We start from the raw sequence: 19,941 nt of genomic DNA, 5'->3' as shown, positions 1-19,941 counted from the left end.
GTCCCGGGTCGTACGATCCGCTTGGTTGCTCGTGGCGTCTTCTTGGGAAAGGGGCCGGTTGTGGCATCGCTCGAAGAGGCCGTGGAGTCCAGGGACCATCTCGTCGCCGTCTGGAGCGAGCTGGTACGGGACCGAGGCGGCCGGACCGGCACGGACGACGGCGTCGTGCACATGTGGGCCGACAGCCCCTTCGGCTTCTGGAACACCCTGACCCTGGCCGGTACGGGCATCCCCGCGGACGCGCTCGGCGAACGGCTCGCGCGCGCGGCGTCCTTCATGAGGGGCAGGGCCGCAGGCGGATATGTGTGGATCTTCGAGGATCTGTTGAGCCCTCAGGCTCGGGAGAGCCTGTTCCGGCGGGCGGCCGAGGCCGGGCTGGAGCCGGCGTTCTCGGGCCGGGGCATGGCGGGCGACCTGTCCGTGCCCGATCCGGTTCATCCGGACCTGGAGTTCCGGCGGGTGGAGAACGAGGAGCACCTCGCCGCGTACGGCGACATCAACGCACGCGCCTACGGCATGACGCCCGAGGCGGGCAGGCTCGCCCTGGCCGGCTCCGAACTGTGGCGGAGCGACGTGCACGCCTACCTCGGGTACCGCGACGGACGGCCGGTGACCTGCGCCGCCACCGTCGCCGGGCCTCGTTCGATCTTCCTGGCGCTGGTCGCCACCCTTCCGGAGGAGACGCGCAAGGGGTACGGCGAGGCCGTCACCCGCAAGGCGATCCACGAAGGCGGCAGGCGCAGCGGGCACCGGCGGCTGGTCCTGCACGCCACGCCGGCCGGGCAGCCGGTCTACGAACGCATCGGCTGCCGAGCCAACACGGCGATCCACTTCCTCCAACTCGCCGGGCATGCCTACATCGGATGATCACGGGTAGCGCTGTGCGACCACCCCAGCTACAGAAGTGGAGCACGGCATGATCACTCTCATTCTGCTCATCCTCGCCCTGGCCTGCTTCGTCCTGTCCGCCTTCAACATCGGCGGCGCGCGCGTCAACCTGCTCGCCCTCGGGCTGGCCCTCTGGGTGCTCAGCGAGATCATCCCGAAGCTCGGCCAGCTCTGACCCCCAGCGCCTGAGACCACCCCCTACGGGCAGGAACACGCACATGGACGCCCTCACCATCGTCGCTCTGCTGGCACTCCTCGCCGGAATCCTGATCGCCCTCACCCAGAGGGTGTGGCCCATCGCGTTGTTGTGCGGCGGGTTGTTCATGTCCGTGCTGGCGGACGCCGGTCTCATCGTCACGTAGGCGAAGGAGACCGGCCGCCCGGCCCGTTCAGCAGTAGGTGATGCCGGTGACGGTGAACGGGATGTTGTGGTACGGCGTGTACTCCGACCGCTGGCCGGGGGAGACGCAGGGGCCGACCTCGGGCCATGAGCCCACGGTGGGGTCCGGATGGGTGACGCGGATGACCACGGCGTAGTTGCCGGAGCCGCCGCTGCAGTACGCCCAGGCGGTCTTGCCGTCCCGGCCGGTGGTGCAGCCGGTGGGCGAGGCGTGCGCGGGGGAGGCGGCGCCGAGGAGGGCGACGGTGGTGAGGACGGTCGCGAGGGAGAGGGTCACGTGCTTTCTCGCGCGCATGTGCTGACCTCCAGAGGGTCGTCAGGCAGTGCACTCTTAGGAAAGCTTCTTAAGAGAAAGTAACCGCACCGTTCCCGCCGTCAAGCCCCTGTCCGGCCGCCGGGACGCCGCCGTCAGCGGGGACGCGGGCCCTTCTTCCTGCGGCTCGCCGGCGCGGCGCGGCGACCGGCGCGGTTCTGGGCGGCGGGCTTGGGGGGCTGACGTCGTGCCTGCTTCTCCTGAGGGGCGGCGGGAGCGCGGCCCCGGGAGCTGTTGACCGTGCGGCCGCGCACGATGCCGATGAAGTCCTCCACCAGGTCGGTGGTCGCGTCGGTGGGCCAGGCCAGGGCGACCTGGGACTGGGGCGCGTCCGTGACCGGGCGGTAGGTGAGGTCTTTGCGGTGGTGGAGGCGGGCCAGTGACTGGGGGACCAGGAGCAGGCCGGTGCCGGCGGCCACCATCTCGACCGCCTCGGCCGTGGTGGCGGGACGGGTGAAGGCCGGTTGCCCGGGCCGCGACGCCCACTCGATGGCGTCGTCGAGGGGGTGGAAGATCTCCTCGTCGGCCAGGTCGGCGAGGGTCACCTCGTCGGCGGCGGCCACGGCGTGGTCCTTCGGCGTCACGACCACCGTGGTCTCGACGTAGAGGGGGATCGCGCTCAGGCCCTCGCGGTCGATCGGGAGCCGGACGAACGCGGCGTCGGCCCCGCCGCTGCGCAGGAGCGCCACCGCCTCGGGGGTGGGGGCCGTGACCAGCGTGAGGGGCACGTCGGGCAGCCTCTCGGCCCAGACGCCGGCCCACTTGGCGGGGGTCACGCCGGGCGCGTACGCCAGCCGGAAGTCTTCGCCGCTCTCGTCAGTCACGTCCTCAGGGTATCGATGTCGGGGACGCTGTCCCGACTGGCTAGGCTTGGGGCATGACCTCGTCCAAACCGAAGAGCATCCAGACGATGAAGCCCGAGACGGCGGCCAAGAAGCTGGGTGTCCTTCTCTCGGCCACGCCCGCGGAGTTCCAGGCGGGCGTCGTCTCCAGGGACGAGCTGAACGAGCTGCAGGCCAAGCCGCCCGCCTGGCTCGCCGACCTGCGCCGGAACGGGCCGCACCCCAAGCAGGTCGTCGCGGCCAAGCTCGGGGTCTCCATCTCGGGGCTGCTCAGGGCCGGGATCACCGAGCCGCTCACGACCGCCGAGATCGACGCGCTGAAGGCGGAGAACCCCGACTGGCTGGAGCGCGAGCGCACCGTCCAGGCCGAGGCCCGCAAGGAAGCCCTCCGGCTCAAGCAGCGCTAGCCGCCGCGTCTCGGACATGACGGCGCGGCCCGCCGGCGGGCAGGCCGCGCGTCACCGCCCGGTCAGGCGCGTGCCAGGTCGGGGATGCTGGACAGGCCGTGTGCGAGGTCGTCGTCCGTCGGCTCGTCGTCGGGCAGCAGCCCGGCCTGGAACATCTCGTAGGCGGCCAGGTCGAAGTGGCCGTGCCCGGACAGCGCGATGAGGATCGCCTTCGACTGGCCCTGCTCGCGGCAGCGCAGCGCCTCGTCGATGGCGGCCCGCACCGCGTGCGCCGACTCGGGCGCGGGCACGATGCCCTCCTCGCGGGCGAACAGCACGCCGGCCTCGAAGCAGGCGGTCTGCCGCACCGCGACCGCCTCCATCAGCCCGTTCTCGACGGCCCGGCTGATCAGCGGCGAGATGTCGTGGGCGCGCAGGCCGCCGGCGTGCACGGGCGGCGGCACGAACTTGTGGCCCAGCGTGTGCATCCGCGACAGCGGGGTGAGCCGGGCCGCGTCGGAGTGGTCGTAGGCGATGCGGCCACGGGTCAGGGTGGGGCAGGCGACCGGTTCGGCGGCGACGAGCCGGATCTCGCGCCCGCGGCGCAGCTTGTCCCGCAGGAACGGGAAGCACATCCCGGCCAGGGTGCTGCCGCCGCCGCAGGGGCCGACCACGATGTCCGGGTAGTCCTCGGCGAGCTCCATCTGGAGCATCGCCTCCTGGCCGATGACGGTCTGGTGGGCGCACACGTGGTTGAGCGAGCTGCCGCGGGTGTAGCCCAGGTCGGGGTTGGCGTAGGCGACCTCCAGGGCCTCGGACTTGGCGATGCCGAGGCTGCCGGGGTGGTCGGGGTCCTCGGCCAGCACGGCCCGTCCGGCCGCGGTCAGCGGGCTGGGGCTGGAGTTGCAGACCGCGCCGTACGCCTCCATGAGGGCCCGGCGGTACGGCTTCTGCCGGTAGCTGACGCCCACCATGAACACCTGCGCGCTCAGCCCGAACATGGCCGCGGCCGAGGCGATCGAGCTGCCCCACTGGCCCGCGCCGGTCTCGGTGACCAGCCCCGTCTTGCCGATCTGCTTGTTGTAGTACGCCTGCGGCACCGCCGAGTTGGGCTTGAGACTGCCGACCGGCGAGACGCCCTCGTACTTGTAGTAGATGCGGGCGGGGGTGTCCAGGGCGCGTTCGAGGCGGCGCGCCCGGTAGAGCGGGGTGGGCCGCCACTGGCGGTAGATGTCGCGCACCGGGCCGGGGATCTCGAACTCCGGCTCGGTGCTGAGCTCCTGGTCCACCAGGGGCTCGGCGATCGTCCTGCACAGCTCGGCCCGGGTGATGGCCGCGCCGGTGGCCGGGTCGAGGATGGGGGCCGGCTCGCCGAAGTCCGCGGCGATGTTCAGCCACGTGTACGGGATGTCGTCCTCGTTCAGGGTGTATTTGACGGTCTCGTTCAACGGATACCTCTCATCAGGACTTCGTCGAGGGATGTCAGACGCCCGCTTCCGCGGTCAGCGAGCCCTTCACGGTCTGGTCCCGGCCGCCCAGCAGCCCGGGGTGGGACGTCCTGAAGCCCTCCAGGACCAGCTCGTAGGGGAAGTCGTCGAACTCGCCGTGCCAGTGCAGGAACTCCATGTGCCGCCGGCCTGACTCGTCGTGCGGGTGGTAGACGCTGTCGGCGGTGCCGTCGAACTCCAGGGGCTTCAGGCGGTACAACCGGCACAACATCTTGTTGAACACGGGGGTGGCCTTCACCCAGCGGCCTTCGAGCTGGACGGAGACCAGGCCGTGGAAGCGGAACACGTCGCCGCCGACGAGCTCCTTGAGCCGTCCGGAGGCCAGGTGGTTGCGCACGTCGGCGAACACCAGCCGGGACGGGATGCCGAGCGCGCGGGCGGCGGCGGCGTACACCACCGACTTGTGCAGGCAGAAGCCGCTGCCGCGGGCGATGATCGTGCTGGCCCGCAGGCCGTCGCGGGACATGTCGATGTCGTAGACGTCGTACAGGATGGTGTCGCGCACCTTGTAGTACAGGCGTACGGCCTGCTCGGTGGGTGTGGTGGCGCCCTCGACGGCTCGTTCGGCGAACTCGCGCACCACGGGGTGGCCGGCGTCCAGGAACTTCGTGGCGGCCAGGTCAGCGGCCAGGTCAGCGGTCATGTGTGTGACTCCTTGAGGCCGAGCATCCGGGCGATGCGGATCCGTTGCATCTCCGAGGTGCCGGAGTAGATGGTGCCGCCGACCGCGTCCCGGAGCTCCTTCTCCAGCCCGGTCCCGGTCAGGTAGCCGCTGCCGCCGAAGATCTGGATCGCGGCCAGCGCCGACCTGACGTTCGCCTCGCTGGTGACCACCTTGGCGATCGCGATGTCGGTGGCGACGTCCCGGCCGGCGGCGAAGCCGCGCGCGGCGTCGTACAACCAGCGGCGGGCGGTCTCCACGCCGATCTTCATGTCCACGATCTGGCCGGCGACCAGCTGGAACGAGCCGATCGGCCGGCCGAACTGGCGGCGCCGGGAGGCGTGCTCGACGCAGCGGTCCAGCCGGTGCCGCATCGCGCCGGCCTGGACGATGAAGGAGCACAGGATCTCCCACCGCATCACGTGCTCCAGCACGGTGAAGCCCATGCCCGGCCGGCCCACCACGTTGGCGGCCGGGACCCGGCAGTCGCGCAGCGTCAGCTCGCCGAGCGGGGACGTGCGCAACCCCATCTTGGGCACGTCCGGGCCGGTCAGCAGGCCCGGGGTGTCCCGTTCGACCAGGAAGGCGGTCAGGCCGAAGGGGCCCAGGTCGCGGTCGGTCACCGCGTAGACCACGATCAGGTCGGCGACCGGGCCGTTGGTCACGAACACCTTGTCGCCGTCGAGGATCCAGTCGTCGCCGTCGGGTTTGGCGGTCATGCCCATGCCCAGCACGTCGGAGCCGCCCCCGGGGTCGGTGATCGCGTGCGCGGTGATCGTCGTGCCGTCGCAGATGCCGGGCAGGTGGCGGGCCTTCAGCTCGGGGCTGCCGAAGCGTTGCAGCGGGATCCCGGCGCTCACGATCTGCGTGCAGAGCGAGAAGCACAGCCCGCCGTCCCGGCAGCCCTCGCCGAGGCCCTCCAGGACGTACATGGTGCTGAGCAGGTCCAGGCCGCGGCCGCCCCATTCGGGGGAGAACGGCAGGCGCAGCAGCCCGGAGGCGCGCACCTGCTCCCACTTGTGCGCCGGCAGGCCGGCGGTCCGGTCGGCGTCGCGGTCGGCGTCCAGGTGGCCTTCGCCCAGCACCTCGTACCAGTCCGCGAACTCGGCCCTGAGCTCGCGGTGTGTGTCGCTCCACTCGTCCATGGGTGACCAGATCCGTCAGTAGTGGGAGAACTCAGCCTCAGCGAGCTGGTGGCGCTCGTCGCCCTGCAGCGCGGGGGAGAAGACGCAGATCAGCCGCAGGTCCTCACCCGGGTCGGCGATCAGGTGGTGCGGGTCGTTCTGGTCGAGCGCGTACATGGTGCCCGGCTCCAGGACGTGCTGGCGGCCGTCGGCGTCGATCACGGCCCCGCGCCCGCTGATGCAGTAGCACGCCTCCAGGTGCTTGCGGTACTGGAGGGGGGAACTGGTGCCGGCCCAGACGATCGTGTCGGTGAGCGAGTAGCCCATGCCGTCGCGCTCGACCAGGAAGCGGTGGCTCAGGCCGTTCCCCCACTCGACCGGCGTCACGTCAGAGATCTTGCGGATGATCATTGCAGTGTCCGTTCTGCTGGTGCTGATAATGCTTTTCCGACGAATTCACGAATGGCGGCCACGGTCCGGAAGTTCTCCGGGGCGATGTCCAGCTCGTCCACCGGGACGTCGAACCGGTCCTTGATCCAGCCGATGAGCTTCAACAGGCCCAGACTGCTGATGACCCCGTTGCGGAAAAGGTCGTAGTCGGCCTCGAGTTCGTCGGGCGGAGTATCGGGAAGATACTCGGTCACCACGAATTCTTTAATCTGGTGTGTGATGTCCACGAAAGGCAGCATCACACGCGCGCGCACGCGGACGCATCTCCGAGAATGCGCGTGCCCGCAATAGGCTTTTGCGTGTCAGCCGATGCGCTTTCGGTCCACCTTTCCGGTCGAGGTGCGCGGGAACGGCTGCTCGACCAGCCTGATGGCGGACGGGATCGCGGCCCGCGGCAGCCGCATCGCGCAGTGCGTGCGCAGGCGCAGCCCCGACAGCCGTCCCGGCCCCGTCCCGCGGACGAACGCGGTGAGCCGCGTCTCGGCGCCGTCCACGGCCGGGACGACGGCCGCCTCCAGGACGTCGTCGTGCTCCAGCAGCACCCGCTCGATCTGCTCCAGGTTCACCCGGATGCCGCGCACCTTGAGCTGGAAGTCGTCCCGGCCGACGAGGAACAGCCGGCCGGCGGCGTCCCGGCGGACCAGGTCGCCGGTGCGGAAGAAGCGGCGGCCGTCCGGCCCGGTCACGAACCTGCCGGTGGCCGCCGCCGGGTCGGGGGTCACGTACCCCTCGGTCTGGAACGGCGTCCAGACCAGGAGCTCGGTGCCGCCGTCGTCCGGCGGGACGGGGGCCAGATCAGGTCCGAAGGCCACGACGACGCCGGGCAGCGGGCGGCCGATCGGCAGCGGGGCGGGCCCGGCCGCCTCGGCGGCGTCGAACTCGTGCCAGAAGCTGTCGTTGGTCTCGGTGCAGCCGTAGACGTTGTGCAGCCGGGCGCGCGGGAACCGGCGCGGCAGGCCGGCGCGCAGCGGGGCCGGCGCGTGGTCGCCGGTGACGATGACGTGCCGCACGCCGGGGAAGACGCCCTCCTCCAGCAGCTGGTACAGCATGGGCACCCCCTGGACGACGGTGACCCCGCAGGCGGCGAAGAACTCGCAGACGTAGCGCGGGTTGGCGGCCAGCGCGGGGTCGACCAGCGCGACGCAGCCGCCGTGCCGCAGGGTGGCCCACACGTCCAGCAGGCACAGGTCGAAGTTGAGCGGCGCGTAGTTGAACACCACCTCCCCGGGGCCGAGGCCGAACGCGTCGCCGGCCCATTCGGTGAACCGCGCCATCGCGCCCGCCGACAGCGGGACGATCTTCGGGGTGCCGGTCGAGCCGGACGTGGTCAGCATGAACGCGGTGTCCTGGCCGGCGACCGCCACCGGCTCGGGGACCGCCACCGGCTCGGGGACAGCCGGCCCGCCGGGGTGCTCACCGTCGGGCCCGCCGATCACGGCGGTGACCACGTCGGGATGTTCGGCGGCGTCCTCGGGCGTGGCGGCCAGCACCTCGACGCAGCCCGCCCGCGCGCACAACTCGCCGAGCGCGACCGTGCCGAGGTCGATCGGCGGCAGCAGCAGCGGACGCCCGGCCGCCAGGCAGCCGAGCACGAGCGCGACCGCCTGCGGCGACTTACGGGCGAGCACCGCCACCGGGCCCGCTGGAAATGCGTCCAGTTGTTTCTGGGCCCGTCCGGCCATGGCGGCCAGTTCGGCGTAGCTGACTTTTTCCGTCCTGGTGCGCAGCGCCGGTGCCGAGGGTTCTCTCTCGGCGTGCGCGATGAAATCGCGGAGCAGTTCTGTGGTCATCGGAAGGTCACCCATCGATTTCTTGGTTGCCGGATACCAATGATTTTGTTCGATGTGCGACCGCGGAATCGGGAATGCGGGTTTCAGCTAATTGCCCGGGTCCGGCAGCTTCCTGCAACGCCTCGACCACGAGAACGGGTCAGGACCGTACTTCCAGTTCTTCGGCCCGCTCCGGCGGGCCGGCCGCCGGGGCGGGCGGCTCCTCCTCGGCGCGGGTGGCCAGCACGCAGCCGCCCAAGATGAGTGCGAACGAGACGACGATCAGGGCGGTCAGCGGCTCGTCCAGGATCAGCACCCCGGCGACGATCGCCACCGCCGGGTTCATGTACGTGGACACCAGCGCCCGCGACGGCCCGGCCTCCTTGATCAGCTCCACGAACACCACGAACGCCAGCCCGGTGCAGACCACGCCGAGGCCGCCCAGCGCCGCCAGCACCTGCCAGCTGGGCATGGCGGACGGCCAGGTCCAGATCGCGGCGGGCGTGTAGACCAGCGCGGCCAGGGTGAGGCAGGCGGCGGTCAGCGGGATGGTGGGCAGGTCCCGCAGGTATCGGTCGGCGACGAGCGGGGCGATCGAGTAGCAGAGCGCGGTCAGCAGCACCTCGCCCATCGCCCAGGCGTCCCCGCCGCCCAGGTGCGGCCCGGCCAGCACGGCGACGCCGGCCAGGCCGATCACCAGCCCGGTCCAGCGGGCCCTGCCGAGCCGTTCGCTGCCGCCGCTCAGGCGGGCCAGCGCCACGCCGAGGATGGGCGCCGCGGCGATCAGCAGGCCGCTGGTCGAGCTGGTCAGCCGCCGTTCGGCGTCCGACAGCAGCCACCAGGGCGCCAGGATCTCCAGGCAGGCGAACGCGAAGACCGGCCGCCAGTACCGCCGGACCATCGCCAGCTGCCCGCCGCGGATCGCCAGCGGCAGCAGCAGCGCGGCGCCGATCGCGGTGCGCGCGAAGACCAGCACGGGCACCGGCACGCCGCCGACCGCGACCTTGATGAGGAGGTAGGGAATGCCCCAGATCACGGACATCAGGGCGAACAGCACCCAGCCACGGCGGCTCACATGCGTCTCCTTGGGGTCGAGATGGATGGCCTGCTCATGAAATGTCTGCTCATGGACGATCTGCTCAGGCGGAGGGCGGGGGAGCAGCCGGAGAGGCGGGAGCGGCGCCGGGGATGCGGGCCGGCGGCCTGCGGAAGACCGACGGCGAATCCATGAAAATCCTCCAGCCTATTCGCTGCCGCGCGACAATTCCCGCACGAAAGCAATTCTTCCCGAGAATCGCACGGCGTCCGTGTCGCGGCTTCTTTCAACGTGCTCTTTCAGTGGACAATCGGCTCGGCGCCAAGGGATGCTGGACGCGCGACCGGAGTGCCGCCGATCGGTGTCCTCGCAGGTCAGTCGCGAAATCACCGGCCCTCGCCGGACGGCACCGGGCCGTTGGTCCCGCCGCGCCAAGCCGTGCACTGTCACCCTGAAACGGAGGGAAACCACCCATGACCGATAAATCCCCCAATCCCGCGCTCCGGCAGCTCGACGTGCTCATCGGCACCTGGCGCGTCAGCAACGTCGAGGACGGCAAGGCGACCGACGCCGGCACCGTGCGCTTCGAATGGCTGGAGGGCGGCAACTTCCTCGTCCAGCACGTCGACCTGGCCGACACCAAGGCTGTGGAGTACATCGGCTACGACGAGGAGAGCAAGACCCTCAAGTCGCACCTGTTCGGCCAGTCCGCCGAGATCCTCAAGTACACCTGGGAGGTCAGCGGCGACACGCTGACCATCTGGTACGGCGACCAGGGCTCGCCCGCCCGCTTCGTCGGCAAGTTCAGCGAGGACGGCAACACCAACACCGGCGCCTGGGAGTGGCCCGGCGGCGGCTACCAGTCCACGATGACCCGGGTCTGACCCCGTTCGGCGCGCCGGCCCGGCGGCGAGGTCGCCGGGCTGCGGCCGGACGCGATCTGGCAGAACCTTGTCAAGGATGACCGAAAAGTCCGTAAGATACGGGCCCTAATGGTACGGATGTGACTTGGGGGCCCTGACGTGACGCTGCTGTCCCGGCGAAATCTTCTCAAATCCGGCGCGATCGCGGTTCCTGCCGCGATCCTCGCACCCGGCACGGCGGCCCAGGCGGCCCGGATGGCGCGGTCCATGCCCGGGGTCGAGATGTCGGGCGTCGCGCCCGCCTCGCTGGCCGGTTTCGACAACCTGTTGAAGAAGTTCGTGCTGGACCGGCGGATCACCGCCGCGCAGCTCGCCATCATGAAGAGCGGCAAGATCGTGCTGGCCCGGGGCTACCGCTACAACGACTTCTCCAAGGCGCTGCCCGCGGTCTCGCCGACGTCGTTGTTCCGGATCGCCAGCTTGAGCAAGAACATCACCTCCGCCGCGATCATGCGGCTGGTGCAGGACGGCAAGCTCAGCCTGTCGGCCAAGGTCACCCAGCTCCTCGGGCTCACCCCGCTCGACGAGCGCATGGGCCAGGTCACTGTGCTGCGCCTCATGCAGCACCTCGGCGGCTGGGACCGCGGCGTCTCCAAGGACCAGCTCTGGCTGGACCACACCATCTCCGCCGCGCTCGACGTGCCGCTGCCGATCAGCCACGCCGACATCGTCAAGTACGCCACCGCCCGGCGGCTCGACTTCGACCCGGGCAGCAAGATGGTCTACAGCAACTACGGCTACCTGCTGCTGGGCCGGGTGATCGAGAAGGTCTCCGGCATGTCGTACGAGTCGTACGTCAAGACCAAGCTGCTCCAGCCGCTCGGCATCACCCGCATGCGGCTCGGCCGCAGCCTGCGGAGCGAGGCCGCGCCCGGCGAGGTCGCCTACGAGTCGCAGTACACCAACAAGTCGGTGGTGGACGCCTCCGGCGCCGTCGTCCCCTACCAGTACGGCGGCTTCAACATGCCCAACCAGGACGCCAACGGCGGCTGGCTCGCCTCCGCCGTCGACCTGGTCCGCTGGACCCTCGCCTTCGACCGGCCCGGCACGGTGCTGAGCTCGGCCTCGATCGCCAAGCTGGTCGCCAAGCCGGAGATCGGCGTCAACCAGTACGGATCCTGGTACGGCGGCGGCTGGTGGGTGCGCCAGGTCACCGGCCACCTCAACACCTGGCACGACGGCTCGATGCCCGGCACGTACTCCTACCTGGCCCGCCTGCAGAACGGCTTCAGCTACGCGGTCGTGTTCAACCGCAGGGAGGAGACCGGGTCGCTCGACTTCGACGCGCTCGACGACGACATGAACAAGGTCACCGTCTCCTCCTGGCCCACGACGGACCTGACCTCCCGCTACTTCTGAGGACGCCGCGAGGGCCGGGAAATCCCTACGGCTGAGCACATCGCGAGCTTCAGGTGCTCATTTCACCGACTGGAGCTCCTTCAGGTAGTCCTTCAGCGGCTTGAGACCCACCTCCGCGCGCCGTTCGTCGACCCGCGCCTCGTCCTCGATCGGGGTGCGGGGCCGCCATCGGCCCTCGGGGGTGGTCTCCCACTGCGTCCCGTACACCTGGGGCTTCTTCTCCGCCACCCGCACCCGGTCCACCAGGTAGGCCAGGTCGGACGGGTCGGCGTCGCCGTCGTCCACCGCCCGCCGCATCATCTCCAGGCCCCGGCGCTGGAAGGCCAGGTCGCGGTCGGCGTGCTGGACGAGCGCCCAGGCCGCCTGCGCGCCGTCCTTGCCGACCAGTTCGTACCCCGGCCAGCCGTAGGCGTCGAGGATCTGCCGCATACGCTCGGTGTTGGCCTTCTCGGTCCGGTCCCAGTCCTCCTGGCTGGACTCCAGGGTGCGCAGCCCCTGGTCCGCCTTGAGCATCTTCAACAGTTCGGCCCGCAGGGCGGGGTTCCTCGGGGCGTCGTCACCGCACGCCGTGACCATGAGGAACGCCGCGAACAGCCACAGGGACAAGACCCGCATGCCCTCGATCATCCCTCCGTCCGTCCCAGGACGCGAGGGATGGCCGCTTACATCCGGGTACGCGCGCTTACATCCGGGTACGCGCGCTCACATCTGGGTACGCGCGTACGCCTGCAGCGCGTCGCGGACGAACCTCGCCCCGGCGGCGTCGTCGTACATGGCGGCGAAGCGGGGGTCGTCGACGTACATGTCACCGAGGCAGCTCACCATCTCGATCGAACGCTCCCGATCGCCCTCGGCCGTCGGCGTGCCCGGGATCTGACTCAGCCACCGCACGTGCCGGGCGGCCAGCGACTGGGCGCGGTCGGAGGTGGGCGAGACCCCCGCCTGCGCCGCGGCGACCCACGCGGCGACCAGGTCCTCGGCCGCCCGCTTCCAGGCCCGCTGCTGGTCGAGCGTCTTGCCATGCCACCAGTCGTTGCTCACCTGGAACGCGCGCTCGCCCCAGCGTGCGATCACGTCGTCCTTGTGGTGGTCGTTGAAGCCGGCCAGCATGACGTCCATCCGCGGTTCCGCCCCCGCCAGCAGGGCGTCCAGCGTGTGACGCACGGACCTGATCTGCCGGTCGACGCGGTCGCGCTCCTTCTCCAGCGCGGCGATGTGGGCGCGCAGCCCGTCGGCCGCGTCCACCTCCTCGGCCAGCACCTCGGCGATGGCCGGCAGGCCCATGCCGAGCCGGCGCAGGAGCAGGATTCGCTGCAGCCGCAGGACCGCGGCGGAGTCGTAGCGGCGGTGACCGTTCGCGCCCACCCGGGACGGGATCAGGAGCCCGACGCTGTCGTAGTGCCGCAGGGTGCGGCTGCTGACGCCGGCCCTGGCCGCCAGCTCCTGGATCGTCCACTCCATCGTTCCAGTGTCACCCCCGGCGGAGCGTGGTCGCGATGATCTCCGCGCTGTCGGCGTGCAGTGCCTGCGCCGCCGTCTGGCCCGTCGCCGCCAGGTAGGCGTCGACCAGCCGGTTGCCCGCGGCGTACCCGGCGCCCATCGGCAGGCCCACCGGGGTGACGCCGAGGTGCTTGGCCCCGGGGTCGCCGTGCACCCAGGCGGTGAAGTTCTCCATGCCCGTCACGTCGAGGCCGGTGAGCACCTTGGCGAAGACCGCGTCGTCGTGCAGGTGCGGCACGCCGATGCGGGCGTAGCCGAGCTCGTCGCCGTAGAGCTGGCGGGCGAAGGCGTCGGCCAGGCCCTCGCCGACGATGTGCTCGCCGACCGTGACGGTCATCGGATCCCACACCACTCCGCCCGAGCTCCATCGCAGGTTGTGGTGAAGCTCGTGCACGGCGGTGGCCTCCAGCCGCTCCACGTTCTCGGGGAAGGGCCACAACGTGATGGCGATGTTGCCCGAGATGCCGCCGAACCCGGTCAGCCCCTTGCAGGGCCCCATGAAATGCTCGTCAGCCGGGTCGCCGAGCACGAACAGCACGATGATGTCCGGCACCTCCAGCCCCGGCGTCGCCTCCAGCAGCACGGCGAGAGCGTCGTCGAGCGCGCGCTGCATCCGCTCCCAGGCGCCGGCCGCCTCCAGGGTGTCCAGCGCGTCGAGGCAACGCTCCTCGTCCCGGTCGATGGGGAACCCGGACGTCTGGAGATGCACGGACACCAGATCGACCTCGCCCGGGTGGTAGCGGTACATGCCGGCATTGGGCTCCAGCATCGAACGCAGCAGACCGGCCCGGTCCGCCATCGGGGCCAGCAGGATCCGCCGCATGGCGGAGCAGGTGTCAAGAACGGTGATCGACATGGCCCCGATGCTAAAAGTTGACGCAACGTCAACGTCAAATCAGCACGATCCGGCTTTCGTGACTGCTCAGAAGGGGAGTCGGGCGTTACTGCTGATCCTAGGGAGCCAAACGGGGAGCCACTGGCTCTACCTGGCCTGCGGCTTGAAGATCTTGTCCATCACGACCGCGACGAAATTGCCGCCGCACGCGCGGGGATGGTCGCGAGGCGCGGGGCAGGCAAGGGAACGTTCTGAGGCGCTTGCATCATGGCCAGAATCGCCAAGTGACGCCGGTCGGGGGCGCGGAGGCGACGTCGTCGCGCCCCCGGCCTCCACCTCGAAGGAGAACGCATGGATCACGACACCGATCTGTGGAATCGGCTCGCCGCGCACGGCATCGACTTCGAGACCCCCTTCCGCGGCGTCTGGTGCGAGGGGCTCACCGTCGAGCAGGCGGCGCACCGGCTGGGCGCCGACCCGGACACCGCCCGGCCCGGCGTCATCCGGGAGATCGTGACGGGCGAGTATCGCGGGCAAGAGGGCGGAGTCGTCTGGATCGGCGATTACGCCCCCGGCTGGATCCTGGCGATCCAGCTCGACGGGAACCGGCTCTGGGAGTGGGACGCCTGGGCGCGGCTCTCCGGCGAGAAGGGCAGGCTGCTCAGCCTCGGCTGGCCACTGCACGACCTCGACGGTGTGGAAGACCTCCAGTACCTTGTCGGCGGGGAACTAGTCACCTCCCTGGTCGTCGGCGATCCCGAGGAGCGGGACGGTAGCGATCCCGACGCGCTCGACGACTACCTCGACGGCCTGTCCTTCTTCGGCGACACCGCGTACGCGGAGGTCACCTCGGCCCTGCGCCTCATCGGCCGGATCACCGGCAGGGAGATCGACGACGCGTGGCTCGACGGCACGCACACCCGCTATGCCATCAGGGAGAGCTCCGGCTAAGTGCACCCCCCGCTAGGAGGCGTACCTGATGCGCGCCTTCCCCTCGATCCAGGCGCACCAGGAGCAGGAGGAGGCCGCGCACGCGCGGGGATGGCTCCGAGGCGCGGGGGCAGGCAAGGGAGAGTTCTGAGGCGCTCGCATCATGGCTGCCCTTGTGCATGCTCCGGCCAACGAATCGGCCGCAGAGCGGTGGAAGGCTCCCCGTTCGACTCCTTCAGACCATGTCGGCCCCTTTTCCCCTGCCGCAACGTCAACGTCGAACCGAGTTTTGCCGCGTGGCGGAATCCGGCCAGACTGGGCCGGACAGTTCGAAGGAGAACCTGATGGCCAAATACCTGCTGCTCAAGCACTACCGGGGCGCGCCGGCGGCGGTCAACGACGTGCCGATGGGCCAGTGGACGCCGGAGGAGGTCGCGGCCCACGTCCAGTACATGCGGGACTTCGCCGCCCGGCTGCAGGAGAGCGGTGAGTTCGTCGACAGTCAGGGGCTCTCGCCCGAGGGCACGTTCGTCCGCTACGACGGCGAGGGGCGGCCGCCGGTCACCGACGGTCCGTTCGCCGAGACCAAGGACCTGATCGCCGGGTGGATGGTGATCGACGTCGCGAGCTACGAACGGGCGCTGGAGTTGGCCGGCGAGCTGTCCGCGGCTCCGGGCGCGGGCGGCGAGCCGATCCACGAGTGGCTGGAGGTGCGGCCCTTCCTGCCCGGGACGCATCTGGTGGACGAGTGAACGAGTCGTTTCCTGGCCGGTACGCATCTGGTGGCCGAGTGGACGAGGCGCTGCTGCGGGAGCTGGTGCCCGCGGTGATCGGTGTCGTCGTCCGCCGCGGCGCGGACTTCGCGTCGGCCGAGGACGCCGTCCAGGACGCCCTGACCGAGGCCGTGCGCGTGTGGCCGGACGACCCGCCCCGCGACCCCAAGGGCTGGCTGGTCACCGTGGCCTGGCGCAAGTTCCTCGACGCCGCCCGCGCCGACGCCTCCCGGCGGCACCGCGAGACCCGCGTCGACAGCGAGCCCCCGCCGGCCCCCGGGGAGGCGGTGGACGACACGCTCCAGCTGTACTTCCTGTGCGCGCACCCGTCCCTGACGCCGGCCTCGGCCGTCGCGCTCACGCTGCGCGCGGTCGGCGGGCTGACCACGCGTCAGATCGCGCAGGCGTACCTGGTGCCGGAGGCGACCATGGCGCAGCGGATCAGCCGGGCCAAGCGCACCGTCTCCGGCGTGCGGTTCAACCAGCCCGGCGACGTCGCGACCGTGCTGCGCGTGCTGTACCTGGTCTTCAACGAGGGCTACTCCGGCGACGTCGACCTCGCCGCCGAGGCGATCCGGCTCACCCGGCTGCTCGCGGCGAAGATCAAGCACGAGGAGGTCGCGGGCCTGCTCGCGCTCATGCTGCTGCACCACGCCCGGCGTCCGGCCCGCACCGCTCCCGACGGGAGCCTCGTGCCCCTGGCCGAGCAGGACCGCGGCCTGTGGGACACCCGCCTGATCGCCGAGGGCGTCGACGTGCTCCAGGCGGCCCTCGCCCGCGAGCGGGTGGGCGAGTTCCAGGCTCAGGCCGCCATCGCCGCGCTGCACGCCGACGCCCCGACGGCCGGGGAGACCGACTGGGCGCAGATCGTCGAGTGGTACGACGAGCTGGTGCGCCTCACCGACAGCCCGGTGGCCCGCCTCAACCGGGCCGTCGCCGTCGGCGAGGCCGACGGCCCGCACGCCGGGCTGGCCGCCCTGGCCGAGCTCGACCCGGCCCTGCCCCGCCACGCCGCCGTCGCGGCCTACCTGCACGAACGCGCCGGCGACCCGGACACCGCGGCACGGCTCTACACCGAGGCCGCCCGATCGGCGCCCACCCTCCCCGAACGCGACCATCTCACCCGTCAGGCGGCCCGGCTGGGCGGGGCGTGAAGGTCCGGGCCTGACGTCGTCCGGCTGCGCGGGGCGTGAGGGGCTGGGCCTGACGTCGTCCGGCTTCGGGCGGCCGGATCCTCAGCCTCCGGTGACGACGAGCACCAGCCCCGACGCGACCAGCCCCACCTCGACCACCGCCACGAACGCGCCGGCGGGCAGCCGATCGACGATCTTCTTGCCCGCCCAGGCCCCGGCCGCGCTCGCCGGCGCCAGCGCCAGCCCGGTGGCGACGCCGGACGTGGTGAGCACGGCGGCCGCACCGAAGACGACCAGCTTGGTCAGGTGCATCACCACAGCCGCCGCGGCCTCCGTGCCGATGTAGGCGCCGCGCAGCAGGCCGCGGGCCAGGAAGAACGGGGCGACCAGCGGCCCCATGGAGCCGACCAGCGCCGAACCGAACCCGGACACGGCTCCGACGGCCGCGAACGCCGCGTCGTCCAGCCGGACGCCATGCGGCCGCCTGCGTCGCCAGACCACCATGACCAGCAGGAACACTCCGATGACCCGGGTCAGCGCGGCCAGCGGGGCGGCGGCGAACACCAGCGCGCCGGCCGCTGCGGCGGGCACCGCCCCCGCCGCGAAAACGCCCACCAGACGGCGGTCGACCTCGTCCCGGTTGAACCACACCCGGCTGCCGTTGCCGGCGAGCTGCGCGACGGTCAGCACCGCGACCGCGTCCCGGGTGCCGAGGACCGCGACGAACACCGGCAGCAGCAGCACCCCGCCGCCGAACCCGGCCACCGCCGACAGCGTCGCGGTGGCGAACGTCGCCGCCACCATGACGACCACGACCAGGACGGTGTTCACGCCCCTCACCTCTCTCCGGGGATGCGCGGCCTGTCATTCACCGGGCGCGGAGCAGCAGGAGCAGCCGGCGGCGGGTCCGTCCGCCTGCTCCTCAGGGCCGGCCGGGACGGCGCAGCAGGCGTCGCCGCGCCAGGCTTCGCGGCCTTCCTTGACCGCGACGGCCGCGATCACCAGCGCGGCGACCGGGTCGGCCCAGGACCAGCCGAACAGGCTGTTGAGCGCCAGCCCCACCAGCAGCACGCCGGACAGGTACGTGCACAGCAGGGTCTGCTTGGAGTCTGCCACCGCGGAGGCGGAGCCGAGCTCGCGTCCGGCACGGCGCTGTGCGTGGGACAGGAACGGCATGATCACCAGCGACGACGCCGCAAGGATCAGTCCGGGCGTCGAATGCTCGGCCTCGCCCACCCCCAGCAGCGTGCGGACGGCGTCGAAGGTGACGTAGGCGGCCAGCGCGAAGAAGGAGATCGCGATGACGCGCAGTGCGGTCCGCTCCCGCCTTTCATGGTCGGCCGCGGAGAACTGCCAGGCCACCGCGGCGGCCGAGGCGACCTCCACCACCGAGTCCAGGCCGAACCCGACCAGCGCGGCGGAGGAGGCCAGGGTGCCGGCGGTGACGGCCACCACCGCCTCGATCACGTTGTAGGTGATGGTGGCCGCGACCAGCAGGCGGATGCGGCGCCGCAGGGCCGTCCGGCGCGCCGGGGTGGTGACGTGGGCGGCGGTCACGACACCGGCTCCTCTGCGACCCCAGCGGGGGTAGGACACAGCGTCACGGCGTGCCCGGTGGCGGCCAGCAGCTGCTCGGCGGAGGCGAGCAGGTCCATCAGCTCGGGACGGGTCAGGGAGTAGAACGACTGGCGGCCCTCGGCGCGGTAGTCGATCAGGCCGCAGTCGCGCAGGCAGGCCAGGTGCTTGGACACCGTGGACTGGGCCAGGCCGAGCTGGGTGGTCAGGTCGACCACGCGGGCCTCGCCGCGGGCCAGGCGCTGGACGATGCGCAGCCGGGTCTCGTCGGCCAGGGAGTGGAACAGCGCGGCCGCGGGGGAGATGCCGGCGGCGATGTCGGCACTGACACAACGGCCACCTTCAGGATCAATCGCCATATGGCGATGTTAGCCCGAATCCGGCATCTATGGCGAGGCGGCGGTGCTCGCCTGGAGGTCGGCCGCCTTCCGGTGTCTGTTGGGAAGTGTTCGTCGGACGTCTTTCGGGGTGGAGCGGGCGTCTGGGAGGCTCGCTTTTGTGAGTGAACCAGGGCGGCGGGGCCGTCCCGCCACCGATGAGCGCGAGACCGTCACGATCCTTCGGGTGCTCGGGACGACCGGCATCGCGGCGGGGCTGGCCTCGGCCGCGTTCATGCTGCTGCAGTGGTCGAGCCCGCCGCTGACCTGGCTGGCGTTCCTGCTCGTCGTCGCGCTGGTCGGGGTCGGCCTGCGCGTCGAGGCGGCGATCCTGGCGCGTTCTGCCCGCTGACCCGGCGCCCGTGCCGCCCGGCCTGTCTCCCGGCCGGTCGGCCGGGAGGCTTCAGCGGGACGGGCGGCGGGCTCGCGCGGGTCAGCGTTCGCAGACGACTCCGTCGCCGTCGCGGTCCTGGTACCAGGCGTACTCGGGGTCGACGCCGCGGCGGTACGGGCCGTAGCCGGCGGCGTTCGCCTCGGCGCAGGTGCGGAAGCGCGGGTCGGTGCCGGAGGGCGGGGGCGGCGTGGGGGACGGGGTCGGCTTCAGGGTCGGGGCCGGCGTGGAGGTGGACGTGTCGCACCTGCCGGACCAGATCCGCAACTTATCCGCCTTGGCCTTGGCCTGCTCCGAGCGGAAGAGGCTCTTGTAGCTGTCGTCCGGCTTGGATAAGACGGCCTTGCCGTAGCCGTAACGGATCAGGTTGCGGTTGACGTGCACGCCCTTGGCGTTCCACACGTGCGAGGGCGGGCGGCCCGGCGTCTTGGCGGTGAGCAGGTGGGCCGTCGTGCCGGGCGGCAGGAGCGCCGCCGTGCGGGCGGTCGCCGCCCTGGACCAGCATCGCCCGCGCTCGGACGTGTCCACGCCGAGCAGCTGCACGCGGATCTTCGTGGTGCCGCGCACGACGTCGACGGTGTCGCCGTCCACGATCTTGACGACCCGGGCCGCGACCGTGCCCTTGGGGACGGCGGCCGCATCGGCCGGCGTGCTCAGGGCGAGGGTGAGGGGCAGCAGGGCGGCGGCCGTGGCGGTGACGATCCTGACCGTGCTCGCGTTCGTAGGCATGGCGTGACTCCAGGGACGGATGGTCCGGACGTGAGGAGA

At 71.3% G+C, this 19,941-nt stretch carries 26 protein-coding genes; 10 read left to right on the top strand and 16 right to left on the bottom strand.

All coding sequences use genetic code 11. The features are described 5' to 3' along the window. Window positions 1-60 precede the first annotated feature (60 nt). Genes AB0J71_RS16995 through AB0J71_RS16985 form a run of 3 tightly spaced genes read left to right on the top strand, consistent with a single transcriptional unit; the run spans window position 61 to window position 1,250 of the window. Window positions 61-867: a GNAT family N-acetyltransferase gene (locus AB0J71_RS16995; RefSeq protein WP_352323192.1), complete on the top strand. Its 807-nt coding sequence runs from the start codon at window positions 61-63 to the stop codon at window positions 865-867. Between the two features lie 49 nt (window positions 868-916). Further along, on the top strand, window positions 917-1,063 hold the full coding sequence (locus AB0J71_RS16990) for a hypothetical protein (RefSeq protein WP_352323191.1): 147 nt from the start codon (window positions 917-919) through the stop codon (window positions 1,061-1,063). Window positions 1,064-1,106: 43 nt separating this feature from the next. Continuing rightward, entirely contained in the window at window positions 1,107-1,250 is a 144-nt protein-coding gene (locus tag AB0J71_RS16985) for a hypothetical protein (RefSeq protein ID WP_352323190.1), read from the top strand. Between the two features lie 27 nt (window positions 1,251-1,277). Here AB0J71_RS16985 and AB0J71_RS16980 read toward each other — a convergent pair whose 3' ends face one another. Further along, window positions 1,278-1,583 carry a hypothetical protein gene (locus tag AB0J71_RS16980; protein WP_352323189.1) on the bottom strand — a complete coding sequence of 102 codons (306 nt, stop codon included), beginning with the start codon at window positions 1,581-1,583 and terminating at the stop codon, window positions 1,278-1,280. Between the two features lie 113 nt (window positions 1,584-1,696). Next, entirely contained in the window at window positions 1,697-2,425 is a 729-nt protein-coding gene (locus AB0J71_RS16975) for a LysR family substrate-binding domain-containing protein (protein WP_352323188.1), read from the bottom strand. 53 nt (window positions 2,426-2,478) lie between these two features. Between AB0J71_RS16975 and AB0J71_RS16970 the strand changes: the two genes are divergently transcribed. After that, window positions 2,479-2,850: a DUF5997 family protein gene (locus AB0J71_RS16970; RefSeq protein WP_352323187.1), complete on the top strand. Its 372-nt coding sequence runs from the start codon at window positions 2,479-2,481 to the stop codon at window positions 2,848-2,850. Window positions 2,851-2,912: 62 nt separating this feature from the next. Here the strand turns inward: AB0J71_RS16970 and AB0J71_RS16965 are convergent, their stop codons facing one another. The 7 genes from AB0J71_RS16965 to AB0J71_RS16935 form a co-directional block, all read right to left on the bottom strand. Continuing rightward, the gene (locus AB0J71_RS16965; RefSeq protein WP_352323186.1) at window positions 2,913-4,277 is read right to left on the bottom strand and encodes a TrpB-like pyridoxal phosphate-dependent enzyme; all 1,365 of its coding nucleotides are present in this window, start codon (window positions 4,275-4,277) and stop codon (window positions 2,913-2,915) included. A gap of 34 nt (window positions 4,278-4,311) precedes the next feature. Further along, the gene (locus AB0J71_RS16960; RefSeq protein ID WP_352323185.1) at window positions 4,312-4,980 is read right to left on the bottom strand and encodes a transglutaminase-like domain-containing protein; all 669 of its coding nucleotides are present in this window, start codon (window positions 4,978-4,980) and stop codon (window positions 4,312-4,314) included. Then, on the bottom strand, window positions 4,977-6,143 hold the full coding sequence (locus tag AB0J71_RS16955; RefSeq protein WP_352323184.1) for an acyl-CoA dehydrogenase family protein: 1,167 nt from the start codon (window positions 6,141-6,143) through the stop codon (window positions 4,977-4,979). The genes AB0J71_RS16960 and AB0J71_RS16955 overlap by 4 nt, the downstream gene beginning before the upstream one ends. A 15-nt stretch (window positions 6,144-6,158) precedes the next feature. After that, window positions 6,159-6,533 (bottom strand): ectoine synthase, encoded by a 375-nt coding sequence (locus AB0J71_RS16950; RefSeq protein WP_352323183.1) that lies wholly within the window; start codon window positions 6,531-6,533, stop codon window positions 6,159-6,161. Then, window positions 6,530-6,799 carry an acyl carrier protein gene (locus AB0J71_RS16945; RefSeq protein ID WP_352323182.1) on the bottom strand — a complete coding sequence of 90 codons (270 nt, stop codon included), beginning with the start codon at window positions 6,797-6,799 and terminating at the stop codon, window positions 6,530-6,532. Before AB0J71_RS16945 ends, AB0J71_RS16950 begins: the two co-directional genes overlap by 4 nt. Before the next feature lie 75 nt (window positions 6,800-6,874). Continuing rightward, entirely contained in the window at window positions 6,875-8,362 is a 1,488-nt protein-coding gene (locus tag AB0J71_RS16940; RefSeq protein ID WP_364414843.1) for an AMP-binding protein, read from the bottom strand. Between the two features lie 139 nt (window positions 8,363-8,501). Further along, on the bottom strand, window positions 8,502-9,416 hold the full coding sequence (locus AB0J71_RS16935) for a DMT family transporter (protein WP_352323180.1): 915 nt from the start codon (window positions 9,414-9,416) through the stop codon (window positions 8,502-8,504). A gap of 434 nt (window positions 9,417-9,850) precedes the next feature. Between AB0J71_RS16935 and AB0J71_RS16930 the strand changes: the two genes are divergently transcribed. Together AB0J71_RS16930 and AB0J71_RS16925 are read left to right on the top strand one after the other, a co-directional pair. Continuing rightward, entirely contained in the window at window positions 9,851-10,261 is a 411-nt protein-coding gene (locus tag AB0J71_RS16930) for a hypothetical protein (protein ID WP_352323179.1), read from the top strand. Between the two features lie 138 nt (window positions 10,262-10,399). Next, a complete protein-coding gene (locus tag AB0J71_RS16925) occupies window positions 10,400-11,659 on the top strand; it encodes a serine hydrolase domain-containing protein (RefSeq protein ID WP_364414841.1) in 1,260 nt (419 codons plus the stop codon). Window positions 11,660-11,716: 57 nt separating this feature from the next. On the opposite strand, the gene AB0J71_RS16920 is transcribed toward AB0J71_RS16925, so the two are convergent. The 3 genes from AB0J71_RS16920 to AB0J71_RS16910 form a co-directional block, all read right to left on the bottom strand. Further along, complete coding sequence (locus AB0J71_RS16920) at window positions 11,717-12,274, bottom strand: DUF6624 domain-containing protein (protein ID WP_364414839.1); 558 nt, start codon at window positions 12,272-12,274, stop codon at window positions 11,717-11,719. A gap of 87 nt (window positions 12,275-12,361) precedes the next feature. Continuing rightward, window positions 12,362-13,120 (bottom strand): TipAS antibiotic-recognition domain-containing protein, encoded by a 759-nt coding sequence (locus AB0J71_RS16915; RefSeq protein WP_352323176.1) that lies wholly within the window; start codon window positions 13,118-13,120, stop codon window positions 12,362-12,364. 10 nt (window positions 13,121-13,130) lie between these two features. Beyond that, entirely contained in the window at window positions 13,131-14,015 is an 885-nt protein-coding gene (locus AB0J71_RS16910) for a DUF2268 domain-containing putative Zn-dependent protease (protein WP_364414837.1), read from the bottom strand. 330 nt (window positions 14,016-14,345) lie between these two features. Here AB0J71_RS16910 and AB0J71_RS16905 point away from each other — a divergent pair, with 330 nt between their 5' ends. The 3 genes from AB0J71_RS16905 to AB0J71_RS16895 all read left to right on the top strand — a co-directional run bounded on the left by AB0J71_RS16905 (window position 14,346) and on the right by AB0J71_RS16895 (window position 16,851). Next, entirely contained in the window at window positions 14,346-14,945 is a 600-nt protein-coding gene (locus tag AB0J71_RS16905; RefSeq protein ID WP_352323174.1) for a hypothetical protein, read from the top strand. 323 nt (window positions 14,946-15,268) lie between these two features. Then, window positions 15,269-15,676 (top strand): YciI family protein, encoded by a 408-nt coding sequence (locus AB0J71_RS16900; RefSeq protein ID WP_364414835.1) that lies wholly within the window; start codon window positions 15,269-15,271, stop codon window positions 15,674-15,676. A 38-nt stretch (window positions 15,677-15,714) separates the two neighbouring features. Beyond that, on the top strand, window positions 15,715-16,851 hold the full coding sequence (locus AB0J71_RS16895) for a DUF6596 domain-containing protein (RefSeq protein WP_364389872.1): 1,137 nt from the start codon (window positions 15,715-15,717) through the stop codon (window positions 16,849-16,851). A gap of 81 nt (window positions 16,852-16,932) precedes the next feature. Here AB0J71_RS16895 and AB0J71_RS16890 read toward each other — a convergent pair whose 3' ends face one another. From AB0J71_RS16890 to AB0J71_RS16880, 3 genes are read right to left on the bottom strand one after another with little or no spacing between them, the layout of a single operon-like run. Further along, window positions 16,933-17,661 (bottom strand): sulfite exporter TauE/SafE family protein, encoded by a 729-nt coding sequence (locus AB0J71_RS16890; protein ID WP_352322720.1) that lies wholly within the window; start codon window positions 17,659-17,661, stop codon window positions 16,933-16,935. Between the two features lie 33 nt (window positions 17,662-17,694). Next, the gene (locus tag AB0J71_RS16885) at window positions 17,695-18,387 is read right to left on the bottom strand and encodes a cation transporter (protein WP_364414833.1); all 693 of its coding nucleotides are present in this window, start codon (window positions 18,385-18,387) and stop codon (window positions 17,695-17,697) included. Further along, on the bottom strand, window positions 18,384-18,764 hold the full coding sequence (locus tag AB0J71_RS16880) for a metalloregulator ArsR/SmtB family transcription factor (RefSeq protein WP_352322722.1): 381 nt from the start codon (window positions 18,762-18,764) through the stop codon (window positions 18,384-18,386). Before AB0J71_RS16880 ends, AB0J71_RS16885 begins: the two co-directional genes overlap by 4 nt. 139 nt (window positions 18,765-18,903) lie before the next feature. On the opposite strand from AB0J71_RS16880, the gene AB0J71_RS16875 reads away from it, so the two are divergent. Further along, entirely contained in the window at window positions 18,904-19,134 is a 231-nt protein-coding gene (locus AB0J71_RS16875) for a hypothetical protein (protein ID WP_352322723.1), read from the top strand. Window positions 19,135-19,215: 81 nt separating this feature from the next. Here the strand turns inward: AB0J71_RS16875 and AB0J71_RS16870 are convergent, their stop codons facing one another. Beyond that, a complete protein-coding gene (locus AB0J71_RS16870) occupies window positions 19,216-19,902 on the bottom strand; it encodes an excalibur calcium-binding domain-containing protein (protein WP_364414831.1) in 687 nt (228 codons plus the stop codon). Window positions 19,903-19,941 lie beyond the last annotated feature (39 nt).

Source organism: Nonomuraea sp. NPDC049637, assembly GCF_040675235.1.
Lineage (GTDB): Bacteria > Actinomycetota > Actinomycetes > Streptosporangiales > Streptosporangiaceae > Nonomuraea.
This window is presented reverse-complemented; position numbering and strand designations above follow the sequence as displayed.